Consider the following 16,074-nt stretch of genomic DNA (forward strand, 5'->3'; position numbering starts at 1 on the left):
AGTAATGTTGCTTAAGGATAAATCATAATAAAGTTTATTAGGAAAAGTTATAGGAATATAGTTCTTATAACTTTTTTCTAAATTCTAAATAATGTGATCTTAATGTAATTTTTATTACATAAGTTGTAATAAGTAAATAAATGTGATATTATTAAACGTATGTTATTGATCATTATAGGAGGTGTTACCTATGCAAAATATATTATTAATTTTTGAAGGAATATTAGGCTTAGCTACTATTATAACTGTTTATATGCAACCTAGTAAAGCTGATGCGTTAAGTGGTTTAATACAAGGAAGCACAAAAGATACATTCTTTGCAAAAAATAAATCGAGAACTAAAGAAGTAATTCTTGTGAGATTAACAGTTATTTTTATGGCGTTGTTTGCAATTAATACAGTTTTATTAAATTTAATAAAATAATAACTATAAGCTACTTTACTTAGGTAGCTTTTTTTTTATGAGAAATTTACTAAAAAAATAAATTAAAGTATTTAATAAATACTAATAAAATTGCAAATATATATTGACAAATTATTCAATGTGATATATATTTAATATACTTTACTAAATATATAGGAATTGTAAGAAATAAAAGATTATCTGACTGGAAAACCAGAGGACATTTTCATTAATTTGAATATGTCCTCTTTTTGCATTACAAAGATATTTAATAGCTACATACTTGAATAAATGAGAAGAATATAAAGCATAAAAATTAATTAGATTTAGTTATCTGACTGGAAAACCGGAGGACATGTTTCTATAGCTATGGAAATATGCCCTTTTCTTTTAATAATGCACCTTATAGATAAAGGAATAATATTTATGCTATTTAGATTTTTATTTAAGTCTATATTTAAAATTAAGTACTTTAAGGAGGTGATAATATGCCTAGATATTCCGTAAAAATTATATGCATCAAAGCATACTAAAAAAAGATCTTAGGATTTCATATAAGTTATTGGAATCACTTATATGAAACCTAAGGTCTGAGTTTGCAATAAATATTTAAAGAAATTAATTAAAATTTTTATAGATAGGGGGAGAAAGAGTAATGGGTAAATTCAAAAGATTATTATCTCTGACATTAGTTTGTGCTATCAGTGTTTTTGTTACTGGATGTCAAAAAAATGTAGATCAAGCAGTCAATTCAGAATATAAATATGGAAAATTAAAAATACAAGCACTTAGTGGAGCTGTTTGCGGGGCACCAGCGTATGTTGCATATGAAAAGGGATTTTTTAAAGAAGAAGGCTTGGATGTAGAACTTGTTAGTGGAACCTTAGATGAAAATAAAACTGGGCTTGCAACTGGAGAGTTTGTTGTAACTAATGGTGATTTTCAATGGTTTCCATCTATACAACAAGGAATGAACTTAAAAGTGATTGGAGGGCTACACAAAGGATGTATAAAAATAGTACTTCCACCAAATTCACCAATTAAGACTGCTGCTGATTTAAAAGGTAAGAATATAGGTGTTGATGAAATTGGTGGTACACCAATGTCAGTAGCAACAATTGTATTAGCTAATGCTGGAATTAATCCTCAAACCGAAGTAACATGGAAACCATATCCTTTAGATCAATTAAATGAAGCTGTTAGTAAAGGAGAAGTTGATGCATTTGCAGCATGGGATCCATTTGGAACATTAGCTGTAGAAAACAATGGATATACTGTATTAACTGATATTTCAACAGACCCATTGTTTAAAGGTAAAAGCTGCTGTTTTCTATATGCAAGCGAAAATCAAATAAAAGAAAATCCGGATAAAGTTAAAGCTATAGCTAGAGCATATCAAAAGGCTGATGCATGGATAAAAGAACATCCAGAAGAAACAGCACAACTTGAAATAGATAAAAAATATATAGCATCTGATGATGTTAAGCTTGTAACACAGCTTATTAAGTCTTACGATTTTGAATACACAACAGATACTGCAAAAGATGATATTAGTTATTTTGTTAAAAAATTAGATAAAACAGGATTTTTAAAGGATAATACAGATCCAGCCCAATTTGCCAATGATACTTATTATGATATTTTAAAGAGTTAAAAAAGATAGGAGTTGTGCACATGGATTTACAGGAAGCAAATATTGAGAAGGCAAAAAATGTATCAAATATTATTATATTAAAAAGAAATAAAGAAGATATTGGATTGAAATTGTTAGATGCTCTTTATTGGAAGCCAAAATCTGTAGTATGGAGAATTATTAATATTGCAATTTTTGCTTTAGCGCTTCTTGTAAGCTTTGTAATTCCATTAAAGCAAAATTTAATTTTAGAACCTTACAGATTTTTTCTAATAATTTTAATAGTGTATTTTATAGTAACAAATATAATCGCATTATTTAATTCTAAGATTAAAGCTAAGATTAATCATAATGCGCAACTGTATTCGGGAATAGGTATATTGCTTATAATATGGGACTTACTAACAACAAAATCTAATACTTTACCACTTCCATTCTTTCCAAGCTTTGCTCAAATACTTCAAGTTATGGTCGAAGATTATGGAACTTTAATAATAAGTACCGGACATTCAATGAGACTGTTAGTTATAGGATTTACAATAGGAACAATTTTAGGAACAACTACAGGAGTATTAATAGGCTGGTACAGGCAGTGGCATTATTGGATATTTCCAATAATAAAAATAATTGGGGTAGTTCCAGCTACAGCTTGGATTCCTATAGTAATGTTTATATTCCCTTCAAGTTTTTATGCCCAAATATTTTTAATAGTAATTTGTGTATGGTTTCCTGTTGCATTTATGACGTCTTCAGGAATTGAAAATTTACCAAAATCTTATTTTGAAGCTGCAAGAACACTAGGTGCAAAAGAAGATTTTTTAGTATTTAAAGTAGCAATACCGGGTGCGATGCCTTCAATTTTTACAGGCATCTATACAGCTACAGGAATCTCATTTGCAACCCTAGTGGTATCAGAAATGATTGGAGCTAAGGCTGGTCTTGGATGGTATATTAATTGGGCTAAAGGGTGGTCTAATTATGCTAAAGTTTATGCTTCTATAATAATAATGGCAATTGTTTTTTCAATAGTAATGGCTATTATATTCAAAATTAGAGATAAGGTATTAGTATGGCAAAAGGGGTTGTTAAAATGATAGAAGAAAATAGCAAGAACTATGGTTCAATTACTGTAAAGAATGTCTTCAGAACTTATATTGATGTAAATGGTAATGAAGTTGAAGCGTTGAAAAATATAAATCTTAATATTGAATCTGGAGAATTTATATCTTTTATAGGGCCTTCAGGATGTGGAAAAACAACACTTATGAGACTTATTGCAGGTTTAGATGAAGCACAAGAAGGCGAATTATTTTTAGATAGTGAAAAAATTAATGGAACTAGTTATGAAAGAGGATATGTTTTTCAACAGGCTAATCTGTTTCCTTGGCAAAATATTGAGGATAATGTCTCAGCAGGCCTTAGAGCAAGAAAAATATATAAAGAGCACAAAGAAGAGGTATCACATTATATAGAAATTGCGGGACTTAAAGGATTTGAAAAATCTTATCCTCATCAAATATCTGGAGGTATGGCACAAAGAGCATCTTTAGTTAGAGCGCTTATAAACAGTCCTAAGGTTTTATTATTAGATGAACCTTTAGGAGCGCTAGACTCCTTTACAAGATTTGCACTTCAGGACAAGCTACTAGAATTATGGAAAGAAAGAGAAAACACAATGATTTTAGTTACTCATGATGTTGATGAAGCTGTATATTTAAGTGATCGGATTGTAATAATGTCTCCAAGGCCTGGAAAAATTGAAGAGGTAATTGATGTTAATTTAAGAAGACCAAGAAATCGTACCAGTGATGATTTTTTGAAGCTACGTAAGAGAATACTTGAAAAATTAAATCTGGTAAGTAAACCTAAAGATTTAGAATATTATTTATAGTTTTATAGAGGTGATGCTTTTGATTGAAAAAACTACTTTAAAAGTAGAAGGAATGACGTGTACACTTTGTACAATAATAATAGAAAATGCAATTAAAACATTAAATGGAGTAGTAAATATTCAAGCCAGTTATGCAAGCGAGAAGGTTAATATTGAATATGATAGTAAAATAATTTCTATTTCAATGATAAAAGACAAACTTAAGAAAAGTGGATATTATTTATACGATCCAGAAGAAAATCATGTGCCTAATAAGAGAAAAAGTGAAATCGACACATTAAGAAAATTAGTAATAATATCATTTGTTTTAACCAGTCCTATGATTTTAATGATGATCCTTAATGGAGCTAGTGACTGTTGTATATCTTTTGACATTTTAAACAAATCAAGCTTAAGTAAATTTTTAGAAAGCTTAAGATATAAAACTCTCTTCCTTCATGATTGGAGATTACAGTTTATATTGGCAACTCCAGTTCAGTTTATAGTAGGTTCTAGATTTTATAAAAAAGCTTATTTTGCTGTGAAAGCTAAAATTTTAAATATGGATGTACTTGTGGTATTAGGAACAACCGTAACTTATTTTTATAGTTTATATACATCATTCTTTGGAGTAACCAACTCATCAGGGATAAAAAATGTATTTTATGAATCTTCTATGGTTGTAATAACATTTGTTTTACTTGGAAAATATTTAGAGGAAATAACGAAAGGAAGGACTTCAAAGGAGATAAAATCTTTACTTAATCTACAAGCTAAAACAGCCAGAGTTGAAATGAATGGAGTAGAAAAAGATACTCCAATAGAAGAAGTTAAGCCAGAAGATAAAATTATAGTAAGACCGGGAGAAAAAATACCCGTAGATGGCATTATATTAGAAGGAAATTCATCAGTAAATGAAGCAATGATTACAGGAGAAAGTTTCATTGTAGAAAAAAGCATCGGAGATAAAGTAATAGGATCCACCTTGAATATGTATGGCACATTTAAGTTTAAAGCAACTAAAGTTGGAAGTAAAACAAAATTTGGTGAAATACTAAAACTGGTAGAAGAAGCTCAAAACAGCAGGGCTCCAATCCAAAATTTAGTGGACAAAGTATGCAGCATTTTTGTTCCTGTGGTTGTTTTAATTTCAATAGTTACATTCATTATTTGGTATTTCATTATCTTAAAAGGGAGTTATTACTTTTTATCAAAAATAATAATATACTCTGTAGCTGTTTTAGTTGTATCTTGTCCGTGTGCACTAGGACTTGCCACGCCAACTGCTATTATGACTGGAATTGGAAATCTCGCTAAAGAAGGAATATTAATAAAAAATAGTGCCAGCATAGAAAAATTATGTACCTTAGATACAGTTGTATTTGATAAAACAGGAACAATTACTACGGGAAATCTAACTGTAGATCAAATTATATTTGTAAAAGATAAGAGTAATTTAGAAAAAGAAAAAATTCTAAAACTTGCTGCAATTGCTGAAAAAAAATCAGAACATTTAATAGGTAAAGCTATATATGAAGAAATTGAGAAAGATTTTTCAGCAAAAATAGAAGATCCAGATGATTTTAAAGCTATTCCAGGGAGAGGAATAATTGCTATCTATAATAACAATGAAATAATCATTGGAACAGAAAAATTTATAAAGGAGCAAGGTATTTGCTTAGATAATGCGCTAAGTAATTTAATTGAAAATAAAGGTTATGAAAATGGAAAGACAGTTATTGTTATAGGCATAAATAATAACTGTGAAGCAATTATTTTGTTATCTGATACTATAAAGCAAGATGCTAAGGAGGCTATTGCGAAGCTAAAAAATAATGGTATAGATGTAATACTGTTAAGTGGTGATAATAAAAAATCCACTAAAGAAATCGGTGATAAAGTAGGGATTACTAGTGTTATCGCAGAAGTACTGCCAGAAGAAAAAGGAAAAGTAATTGATAGGTTAAAAGCTGATGGAAGAACTGTTGCAATGGTAGGAGATGGAATCAATGATGCGGTTGCGTTGGCAAAAGCAGATGTAAATTTTGCTATGGGAAGTGGAACGGATGTGGCAATAGAAATAGGAGATGTAATTATTTTGAATAGTAATCTATTTTCTATACCAAGTGCGATTAAGAAGGCTAAAAAGATAAGAAGAAAAATCCGAGAAAATTTAATTTTTGCATTTATCTATAATATAATAGCAATTCCGTTTGCAGCTACAGGGCATTTAACACCAGCCATTGCTGCAATTACAATGTCAGCTAGTTCTTTATCTGTACTTTTAAATTCATTAAGTTTAAAAATGCGACTAAGCAACAAAAAGCCATTTTTTAGAGAAAGGAGGAGCTTTTGATGAATGAATGGGGAAATGAAGTAATAAATTTTTTTCAAAACATACTATTGCTTAAATATCTGCCGGATCTTAATACAAACACAAGTTATGGTATAATATTTATCTTCGGATTACTAAGTTCTTTTCATTGTATCATTATGTGCGGAGGTTTTACAATTTCTCAAGTATTAGGGAGTAAAGTAGAAAATAAGAAAAAATTTAACGGATATTTATTATATAATGCTTCAAGAATAATTTCATATACTATTGTTGGTGGACTTGCTGGTGGAATTGGGAGTGTTCTTGGATTTACTGAAATACTTAAAGGGATTGTTCCAATAATAGGAGGAATATTTATAATTATTACTGCTATAAATCAATTGGGATTTTTAAAATTTTTAAGAAAGTTCAATTGGAATCCTTCTTTAAAAATTATAAGAAAAATTGGAGTTGGAAGAAACTATGGACCAATATTCTTAGGTCTAATTAGTGGAATAATGCCATGTGTACCGCTTCAAACAGTAGAATTATATGCATTAGGAAGTAAAAGTATTATAGTTGGAAGTTTTTCTATGTTTCTATTTGGTATAGGCACGCTTCCAGTTTTGATGATATTTGGAACTATAAATTCTCGGTTAAACAGAAGATATACTGTTAAAATAGCTAAAGTGGGAGCAATACTAGTCTTTATATTAGGATTTTCACTAATAAATAGAGGTTTTGCATTATTTGGAGCTAATGCGATGGATATGAAAATGGAATCAAAAGATTCAAGTAAAGTTTATACATCATACATTAATGGAGGTAGTCAAAATTTAATTACAGAGCTTGAGAAAGATTCATTTCCAGAGATACGTGTTCAAAAAGATGTGCCAGTAAAATGGATTATAGAAGTGGAAAAAGATAAATTAAATGAGTGTAATAACGAGATTGTTATTTCAGAATTAAATATTGATAAGCATTTGAAAGAAGGAGAGAATATCATTGAATTTACGCCTAAAGAAATAAGAGAAATACCATATACGTGTGGAATGGGAATGATAAAAAGCAAAATAAGTGTAGTAGATAAGATAGATTCTAATGTTAATTAAATGATATGTAATCATTATATTGAAATAATTTTAGAGTCAAAATATTTAAGTTAATAAATACAAATTGTTCATTGACAAAGTTATCTCAATGTTATAATATAATAAAAATACATTTCTTATAAAAACTATCGGAATACTGAAGATTTTTTCTTAGTGGAAGTTAACCAGAAAACTGGAGACTAAATTTATTTTCTAAACTTATAGAAGATAAATTAGTCTCCTTTTAATTTTACTCAATAATAATAAGCATAGCTAAGCAATTGTCGAAAGTAGAAACATTAATCAAGAAACTTAGAGAAGATATTAATTACAAAAAATAATTAAATAAAATGGAGGAAAAATTATGAGTAATCAAGAAAGAAAATTAAAATTTGAAACATTACAAGTACATGTAGGACAAGAAAAACCAGATTCTGCAACAGATGCAAGAGCAGTCCCAATTTATCAAACAACTTCATATGTGTTTAGAAATTCTGAACATGCTGCAGCTAGATTTGGATTGTCTGATGCTGGCAACATATATGGACGTGTAACAAATTCTACACAAGATGTTTTTGAAAGCCGAGTTGCAGCCTTAGAAGGAGGAATTGCTGGTCTTGCAGTAGCATCAGGAGCAGCGGCAATTACTTATTCTATTGAAAATATAACTCGTGCAGGAGATCATATAGTTTCTGCAAAAACTATATATGGAGGATCTTATAATTTATTAGCAAATACATTACCTACTTATGGTATTACAACAACATTTGTAGACCCAGAGGATTTATCAAATTTTGAAAATGCAATTCAAGATAATACAAAGGCAATTTTTATAGAATCACTTGGAAATCCAAATTCAAATATTATAGATGTTGATGGACTTTCAGCAATTGCACATAAACACAAAATTCCCCTAATTGTTGATAATACATTTGGAACTCCATATCTTTTTAGACCAATTGAGCATGGAGCAGATATAGTTGTTCATTCAGCAACAAAGTTTATAGGTGGTCATGGTACAACTTTAGGAGGGGTAATAGTAGACTCTGGAAAATTTGATTGGTTAGGTTCAGGAAAATTTCCTCAATTAACAGAAGCAGATCCGAGTTATCATGGCATTAAATTTATAGAAGCGGCTGGACCAGCAGCATATATAACTAGAGTTCGTACTATTTTATTAAGAGATACTGGAGCTAGTATAAGTCCATTTAATGCATTTATACTACTGCAGGGGCTAGAAACTCTTTCGCTAAGAGTTGAACGACATGTTGAAAACACGTTAAAAGTAATAGAGTTTTTGAATAAACATCCGAAAGTTGAAAAAGTTAATCATCCATCATTATCAGAAAATGCAGATAATGAATTATATAATAAATATTTTCCGAATGGTGCAGGTTCAATATTCACATTTGAAATTAGGGGTGATGCTAAAGAAGCTCAAGAGTTCATTGATAAACTAGAGATATTTTCATTACTAGCAAATGTAGCGGATGTTAAATCATTAGTAATACATCCAGCTAGTACAACACACTCACAACTAAGTGTAGAAGAATTACTTGATCAGGGAATCAAACCAAATACAATACGTCTTTCAATAGGAACAGAGCATATTGATGATATAATTTATGATTTATCACAAGCCTTTGAAGATTAAACTAAAAGGCCATATTAACTAGGTTCAAATATTTTGGATTAAGCTGACTAGAAAGCTAGAGGCATTAAATAGGATTAATATAATTTTATTTAATGCCTTCTTTGATATTTGAATCACATAATTTTAAGTAAAATAATAGCATTATAGCAAATAGTATTAACGCTACTTATCTTAATGATTTTAAGAACAATATAATGAATTTGGAGGAAAATATTATGACAGTAAATAATGTAGAAAGCAAAGAATCAAAAATTGTATTAAATAACTTAAGTCAAGTATATTATATAAAGGAAAATTCAAAAAAAGAAAAATTTCAAACGTTAAAAGATTTTTCGTTATCAATTGGTAAAGGAGAATTTATTGCAATTGTTGGTCCAAGTGGGTGCGGAAAATCAACACTTCTTGATATAATATCAGGTTTAGTAAAAGCAGAATCAGGAAGTATTTCTATTGACGGAAAAGTTGTTAATGGGCCAGCGTTAGACAGGGGATTCGTAATGCAAGGGTATGCATTATTTCCATGGAGAACAATAAGAAAAAATGTTGAGTTTGGTCTTGAATTAAAGAAAGTTCCTAAAAAAGAAAGAAATAAAATAAGTGATGAATTCATTGAGCTTATAGGACTTAAAGGCTTTGAAAACAGGTATCCTCATGAATTATCAGGAGGTATGAAACAAAGGGTTGCTATAGCGCGTTCTCTTGCATATGATCCAGCGGTGTTGCTTATGGATGAACCATTTGCTGCAGTTGATGCTCAGACTAGAGAAAATCTTCAAGATGAGCTTATGAGAATTTGGGACAAAACGAATAAAACAATAATTTTTGTTACTCATAGTATTGAAGAGGCTGTTCTTCTTGCAGATAGAGTTGTAGTAATGACTAGAAATCCTGGAACCATAAAAGAAATAGTTAGTATAGATCTACCAAGACCAAGAACAAATTCTGATATGAGAGCTTCAGCGGATTATAACAGGATAACTAATAAGATATATGAATATCTTCATAATAAAACAGAAGAGAAAAAAGAGAAGTATGATGATGAATTGATCATTTCAAAAGAAATAACTCCTGCAATAGCATTATAAAGTTGTTATTTAGTGTGCAAAATCATAATAGGAGCTATTTAACTAAAATTTTCACTAGTTTTTAATGGATTAAAAGATGAGACACATAAGATGTAAGAGATTATAGAAATAATCCTAGTGTATATGTATAATTCCGATGTTGTTAATTTATTTTTAAAGCAGGTGATAATGAAGCAGCTTAAGTTTAGTTTCACAAAGCAATTAAAGAGGTAGATTTTAATGAAGAATAAATTTTTTATATTAACTATTGTGATATTAGCATTGATGTTTACAGGATGCTCAAAATTATATGAAAATGACGATATAGTAAAAATAGGATATATTGGAAATTTTACTGAATTGCCTTTATTTGCGGCATATGAAAATGGATATTTTGAGAAAGAAGGAGTAAAGGTAGAATTAGTAAAAATTAATGATAATGAAGTTGAAGAAAAAATAAAGAATGGAAATATTGATGCATTTACATGCGATTATAAATTTTTAAAATGGAATAATCCTAATATTAATATGAAAGTTAGTATGGGTATTACAAGCGGTGCAATTGAAATTATAACATCAAAAGATAGTAATCTTCAAAAAATTACCGATATAGAAAATAAAAGAATAGGTATTGTAAATCAAGGAGATGGAACTATGGCCGCTGCCATTAATGTATTAAATAAAAATAATATAAATGATAATAGTATTAAATGGGTTTATTTAAAGGATGAAAATCCAACAACAGCTATTGAAAATGGAGAGGTTGATGCTGCTGTGGTTTGGGATATAAATAGAGAAGATAATAATATTAATGTTATATATAAAACTGGACTTATAGATAGTGAAAATTCATCAGGCAATAATCATGGTAATCATGGCAATAGTTATTTTTATATTAATTTTGCTGGAGTAAGAAGTGAGATTGCTGACAAGTATCCAGAAAAGACAGCAGGTATTTTACGCGCGTGGATTGAAGGTGCGGCTGATGTTGAGGAAGGTAAGGATAAATCTTTAAGTAATGCTGTGGAAAAAGGATATATAAAAAATGTAAGTGAGGATGAAGAAGCTAAAACAAAATATTTTATGTGGATGCCTTCAGTTAAAACAGGTAAAGAAAATTTAAAGGAATATATACATATTCAAAAATCAATGGGAATTATTAATAGTGATTTAAATGAAGAGAATTTTCTTAAGAGTATTTTTGCAGATGTGTTACCATTTTGGGATTAGCAAACTTTTAGATATTAACCATAGAAAAGAACCAAAGATTAGAATATACAATTTTATGTGTCTGACTAGAAAACTGGAGGATATATATTTTATTAAAAGATAGAATATACATCCTCCAGTTTTCTTTTATTAAATTACCGATTTGTATAATTATGAAAAAAAACTGTTTCAACATTAATTACTTATAGCTATGGTTTAAAAGCAATAAAAAATTAAGAAAGGTGGAGAAGCATGAAGAAAATAAATTTAAATATTGCAGAAGTAGAAAAGCGTGAAACAAGATTGGGAACAATTATAGCTTGGGATGGTAATGCAGCGGAACTTGTAGAGCAATCTGACTATAATGGAAGAGGGTGCGGCAGTAAAAATGGCAGTTGTAGACTATGTGAAATAGAAGGCCCCTTTGCTCAAGGCTCTGGATGTTCTGAGGAAATGGTAGAGTGTCAAGCAGGTCAGGTTAGAGATGCAGTATTAATACAACATTCACCAATTGGATGTGGTGCTGGACAAGTTGGAAATAACAGACTATTCCGTTTTGGACTTGCAACAAGAAATCTCCCAATAGAAAATGTAAAAATTATGAGCACTAATTTACTTGAAGGTGATATGGTTTTTGGAGCAACAAAGAAGTTAAAACAGACAGTTGAAGATGCATATAAGAGGTATAAACCAAAGACTATTTTTATAGTATCATCATGTGCGACTGGAATAATTGGAGAAGATATTGAAAGTGTAGCATCTGAATATGAAAAAAAACTTAAAATTCCAATAGTGCCATTGATTTGCGAAGGTTTTAAGTCAAAGCACTGGACTACAGGATTTGACGCTACACAGCATGGTATCTTAAGACAAATAGTAAACAAGCATCCTAAAAAGCAGGAAGATTTAATTAATATTATTACACTTTGGGGATCAGATGTATATACCCCAATGTTTAGAGAGCTTGGGCTTAGAGTTAATTTTGTAATTGACTTAGCAAGTGTTGAGGATTTGGAAAGGCTATCAGAAGCAGCGGGTACCGTAAGCTTCTGTTATACATTATCCTCTTATCTTTCAGCTGGTTTAGAACAGTATTTTGGAGTTCCAGAAATAAAAGCTCCGCAACCATATGGATTCAAGGGAACTGATGCATGGCTTAGAGAAATAGGAAGAGTAACTCATAGAGAAGAATTAGTTGAAAAATATATTGAAAAAGAACATAAGAGAGTTGAACCTATTATCAATGAATTAAGGAAGAAACTAAAAGGAGTAAAAGGATTCACTTCAACTGGCTCTGGATATTCTCATGGTCTTATCACAGTACTTAGAGAACTAGGAATATCAGTAGATGGTTCTTTAGTATTCCATCATGATCCAGTATATGATAGTGGAAATGTAGAAGCAGATTCCTTAAAACACTTAGTCGATAATTATGGAGATGTTAAAAACTTTAGTGTTAGCAACAGACAACAGTATCAATTTTATAGCTTGCTAAAAAGAGTTAATCCAGATTTTATTTTAATAAAACATGGAGGATTATCACCACTTGCATCAAAATTGGGAATTTCAGCTGCACCTTTAAGTGATGAAAGTTTAACAATAGGTTATCAGGGAATGATATATCTGGGAAACAAGATATTAGATATTTTAGCAAAAAAGAAATTCCATAACATTCTGAAAGAACATACAGAAATGCAGTATACAGACTGGTGGTTAGAACAATCTGATCCATATGTATTAGCTAAAAATCCTAACCTTTTAGATCAGAAATTTAATGAATTACTTGAATCAAGAAGAGCAGCAGCTATTTAGAAGGAGTTAAGAAGATAGATGAGTAAAAAAGTTAAAGAGATAGTGAGAACAAATTCTATAGAACAAGTGCGCTATGGATGTGCAATAGGAGCACTTGCATCAGTATCAGCAATTCCATATGCTATGCCAATCACACATTGTGGGCCAGGATGTACATCAAAACAATCCGGTGTATTAATGAGTAATGGCGCTCAAGGTGGTGGATATAGTGCCGGTCCCGTAATCCCATCCGTTAATGCAACAGAAAAAGAAGTTGTATTTGGTGGAGAAAAAAAGTTAAGAGAGTTAATTAAGGGTACTTTACTTATAGTTAAAGCAGACTTATACGTAGTGCTAAATGGGTGTATAGGCGAATTAGTAGGAGATGACATAGGCGCAGTTGTAAAAGAATTTCAGGAGTTAGGATTTCCAATAGTTCATGCAGATACAGGTGGATTCAAAGGAAATAATTTAATTGGTCATGAAATAGTTATTAAAGCTATAATTGATCAATTTGTAGGTGATTATATTGGTGAAAAAGAAGATAAACTTATTAATTTATGGTCAGAAGTACCTTATCAAAATACATTTTGGCGTGGAGATTTAGAAGAAATTAAAAGAATATTGGAAGGGTCAGGTTTTAAGGTTAATGTTTTCTTTGGGGTAGAGAGTAATGGTGTAGAAGAATGGAAAAGCATTCCTAAAGCGCAGTTTAATCTTGTACTTTCACCATGGGTTGGCCTTGAAATAGCAGAATATCTTGAGAAGAAATATGAACAACCATTTTTGCATATTCCTACTGTGCCAATTGGCGCAAAGGAGACAACGGATTTTCTTAGAAAAGTAGCAAAGTTTTCAGGTAAGAACAAGAGAAAGGTTGAAGACTTCATAAAAAGGGAAGAAAAAAGATATTATCATTATTTAGATAGTTTTTCAGAATTCTATGCAGAGTATGGATGGAGTGTAACCTCAATGTATGCTGTAATTAGTGATTCAACTTATGGTTTAGCACTTAATAGATTTTTGGCAGACCAATTAGGTTTTGTTCCAGCTATACAGGTTATTACAGATAATCCACCAGAAAAATATCGAAAACAAATAAGTAATCAATTTGAAAATCTTTCAGAAGGTGTATCTACTGAAGTTGAATATGCTGAAGATGGATATACAATAGATGAAATCATTAGAAATACTGATTTCAAGGGTAGAGCACCAATAATTTTTGGTACATCATGGGATAGAGATTTATCAAAAGAATTGAAAGGATATATTATGGAAATTGCTCTTCCTGTGTCAAATGAAATTGTTATTGATAGATGTTATGTTGGTTATAGAGGGGCATTAACATTCCTAGAAAGACTTTATACTATAGTCACAGCAACAGATACAAAGATAATAACATCATAAAAGTTTTTATGATGATATTTCTTATAATTTTAAATAATTTGGAAAGGTGTGACAGGAAGAATGAAACAAAGATATGTAAATATTATTGTTGTAGCTATTTTCTTTTTAATATGGGAATTAGCAGCTAGAACTGGAATATTAGATACTCAATTTATACCGGCATTTTCAACTGTAGCATTAAGAATGTTTAAGATGGCATTAAGTGGCGAATTATTTATCCATATTGCTATAAGTATTGAGAGAATGGCAATAGGATTTAGTTTAGCTACAATTGTAGCAGTACCAGCTGGATTTATCTTAGGAGGATGGGTTCCTAATTTAGCAAGCTTCTTTAATCCTCTGTTTACAAATTTTTCTCAGGTTAATCCATTTACTTTAATTCCATTATTTATAATTTTATTTGGAATTGGAGAAGCAGGTAAAGTAAGTATTATTTTCTGGGTTATATTATGGCCAATGCTTTTTACAACAATGGCAGGAATAAATCAAATAGATCCAATCTTTATTAAAGGTGCAAGATCAATGGGAGCTACTGGAATACAAATATTTTTCAATGTTATTCTTCCGGGAAGCATAAGTAGAATATTTACTGGTATAAAGACAGCATTAACAGTAGGATTTACTATGCTTATTGGTACCGAAATGGTTGGTTCCGAAGCAGGAATAGGATGGATTGTTTCTAATTCTCAAAAAAATTATGATGTACCTAAATTATATGTAGGAATTTTGACTATAGCAATAGTGGGAACATTAATATCGGTATTAGCTGATAATTTAAAAAGCTCAATAATTGTTTGGGAAGATAATTTAAAGGAAGAATAGTGTATAAATAAGGAAAGAGGTGAGTAACGTGAAGGAAAAAAACAAAGTAATATCTAAAATAGGAAAATTGATTTTTAGCACTTTATCAACAGCAGCATTCTTTGTAATTTGGTATTTAGCGACTTCAACTGGAATTTTAGATACTGGAATTATTCCTGAACCATTAAAAGTATTTAATCAATTGGCTACAAATATATTTAAGGGTGATTTGCTTAGTCATACATTACTGACATTTAAAAGAGCTATAATAGGTTTTTTTGTGGCATTAATAGTAGGATTATTAATAGGTTTTTTCTTAGCTTCTATTTCAAAGAAGTTGAGAAATTACGTAATTCCAATCTTACAATTTTTCGAAAAACTCAATCCGTTTGCACTTTTCCCTTTGTTCATGTTGTTTTTTGGAATAGGAGAATTTAGCAAAGTAATAATAATTTTTTGGGTTGCAGTTTGGCCAATTATTTTTCACACTATAGCTGGCGTAGAAGGTGTAGATAAGCTACTAATAAAGTCAGCAAGAACAATTGGAGCATCACCTAAAACAGAATTTTTCAAAGTAATTTTACCAGCAGCATTACCAGATATTATTACTGGTATTAAATTTAGCGCGCAAATAGCTTTTATATTAGTTATTTCAGCAGAAATGCTGAGTTCATCAGCTGGATTAGGATGGTTTATAAGTATTGCGAAAACACAATATAATCTTCCTAACTTATATGGAGGAACATTATTTGTTGCTGCATTAGGGATAACTATAAATAAAATATTAACCATATTAGAGAGCAAATTATTTGTATGGAGAGAAAAAACTTTTTAATA

General features: G+C 30.2%; 13 protein-coding genes. All 13 read left to right on the forward strand.

Annotated features, from left to right (window positions below; translation table 11 throughout):
* The first annotated feature begins 190 nt into the window (after window positions 1-190).
* A complete protein-coding gene (gene secG, locus KEC93_RS03255; protein ID WP_017212495.1) occupies window positions 191-424 on the forward strand; it encodes a preprotein translocase subunit SecG in 234 nt (77 codons plus the stop codon).
* A gap of 634 nt (window positions 425-1,058) precedes the next feature.
* Complete coding sequence (locus tag KEC93_RS03260) at window positions 1,059-2,057, forward strand: ABC transporter substrate-binding protein (RefSeq protein ID WP_039773258.1); 999 nt, start codon at window positions 1,059-1,061, stop codon at window positions 2,055-2,057.
* Window positions 2,058-2,077: 20 nt separating this feature from the next.
* Window positions 2,078-3,130 (forward strand): ABC transporter permease, encoded by a 1,053-nt coding sequence (locus tag KEC93_RS03265; RefSeq protein ID WP_077867744.1) that lies wholly within the window; start codon window positions 2,078-2,080, stop codon window positions 3,128-3,130.
* Entirely contained in the window at window positions 3,127-3,927 is an 801-nt protein-coding gene (locus tag KEC93_RS03270) for an ABC transporter ATP-binding protein (RefSeq protein ID WP_077867745.1), read from the forward strand. The genes KEC93_RS03265 and KEC93_RS03270 overlap by 4 nt, the downstream gene beginning before the upstream one ends.
* A gap of 13 nt (window positions 3,928-3,940) precedes the next feature.
* On the forward strand, window positions 3,941-6,262 hold the full coding sequence (locus KEC93_RS03275; RefSeq protein WP_077867746.1) for a heavy metal translocating P-type ATPase: 2,322 nt from the start codon (window positions 3,941-3,943) through the stop codon (window positions 6,260-6,262).
* On the forward strand, window positions 6,262-7,332 hold the full coding sequence (locus KEC93_RS03280) for a sulfite exporter TauE/SafE family protein (protein WP_039773263.1): 1,071 nt from the start codon (window positions 6,262-6,264) through the stop codon (window positions 7,330-7,332). The genes KEC93_RS03275 and KEC93_RS03280 overlap by 1 nt, the downstream gene beginning before the upstream one ends.
* A 343-nt stretch (window positions 7,333-7,675) precedes the next feature.
* Window positions 7,676-8,965: an O-acetylhomoserine aminocarboxypropyltransferase/cysteine synthase family protein gene (locus KEC93_RS03285; protein WP_039773265.1), complete on the forward strand. Its 1,290-nt coding sequence runs from the start codon at window positions 7,676-7,678 to the stop codon at window positions 8,963-8,965.
* Between the two features lie 215 nt (window positions 8,966-9,180).
* On the forward strand, window positions 9,181-10,050 hold the full coding sequence (locus KEC93_RS03290; RefSeq protein WP_077867747.1) for an ABC transporter ATP-binding protein: 870 nt from the start codon (window positions 9,181-9,183) through the stop codon (window positions 10,048-10,050).
* Window positions 10,051-10,269: 219 nt separating this feature from the next.
* Complete coding sequence (locus tag KEC93_RS03295; protein ID WP_039773269.1) at window positions 10,270-11,259, forward strand: ABC transporter substrate-binding protein; 990 nt, start codon at window positions 10,270-10,272, stop codon at window positions 11,257-11,259.
* Between the two features lie 231 nt (window positions 11,260-11,490).
* A complete protein-coding gene (locus KEC93_RS03300) occupies window positions 11,491-13,050 on the forward strand; it encodes a nitrogenase component 1 (RefSeq protein WP_039773271.1) in 1,560 nt (519 codons plus the stop codon).
* 18 nt (window positions 13,051-13,068) lie between these two features.
* A complete protein-coding gene (locus KEC93_RS03305) occupies window positions 13,069-14,436 on the forward strand; it encodes a nitrogenase component 1 (RefSeq protein ID WP_011967961.1) in 1,368 nt (455 codons plus the stop codon).
* A 60-nt stretch (window positions 14,437-14,496) separates the two neighbouring features.
* Window positions 14,497-15,258 carry an ABC transporter permease gene (locus tag KEC93_RS03310; protein WP_077867748.1) on the forward strand — a complete coding sequence of 254 codons (762 nt, stop codon included), beginning with the start codon at window positions 14,497-14,499 and terminating at the stop codon, window positions 15,256-15,258.
* 28 nt (window positions 15,259-15,286) lie between these two features.
* Complete coding sequence (locus KEC93_RS03315; protein WP_077867749.1) at window positions 15,287-16,072, forward strand: ABC transporter permease; 786 nt, start codon at window positions 15,287-15,289, stop codon at window positions 16,070-16,072.
* Window positions 16,073-16,074 lie beyond the last annotated feature (2 nt).

The organism is Clostridium beijerinckii (genome assembly GCF_018223745.1).
Classification (GTDB): Bacteria; Bacillota; Clostridia; order Clostridiales; family Clostridiaceae; genus Clostridium; species Clostridium beijerinckii.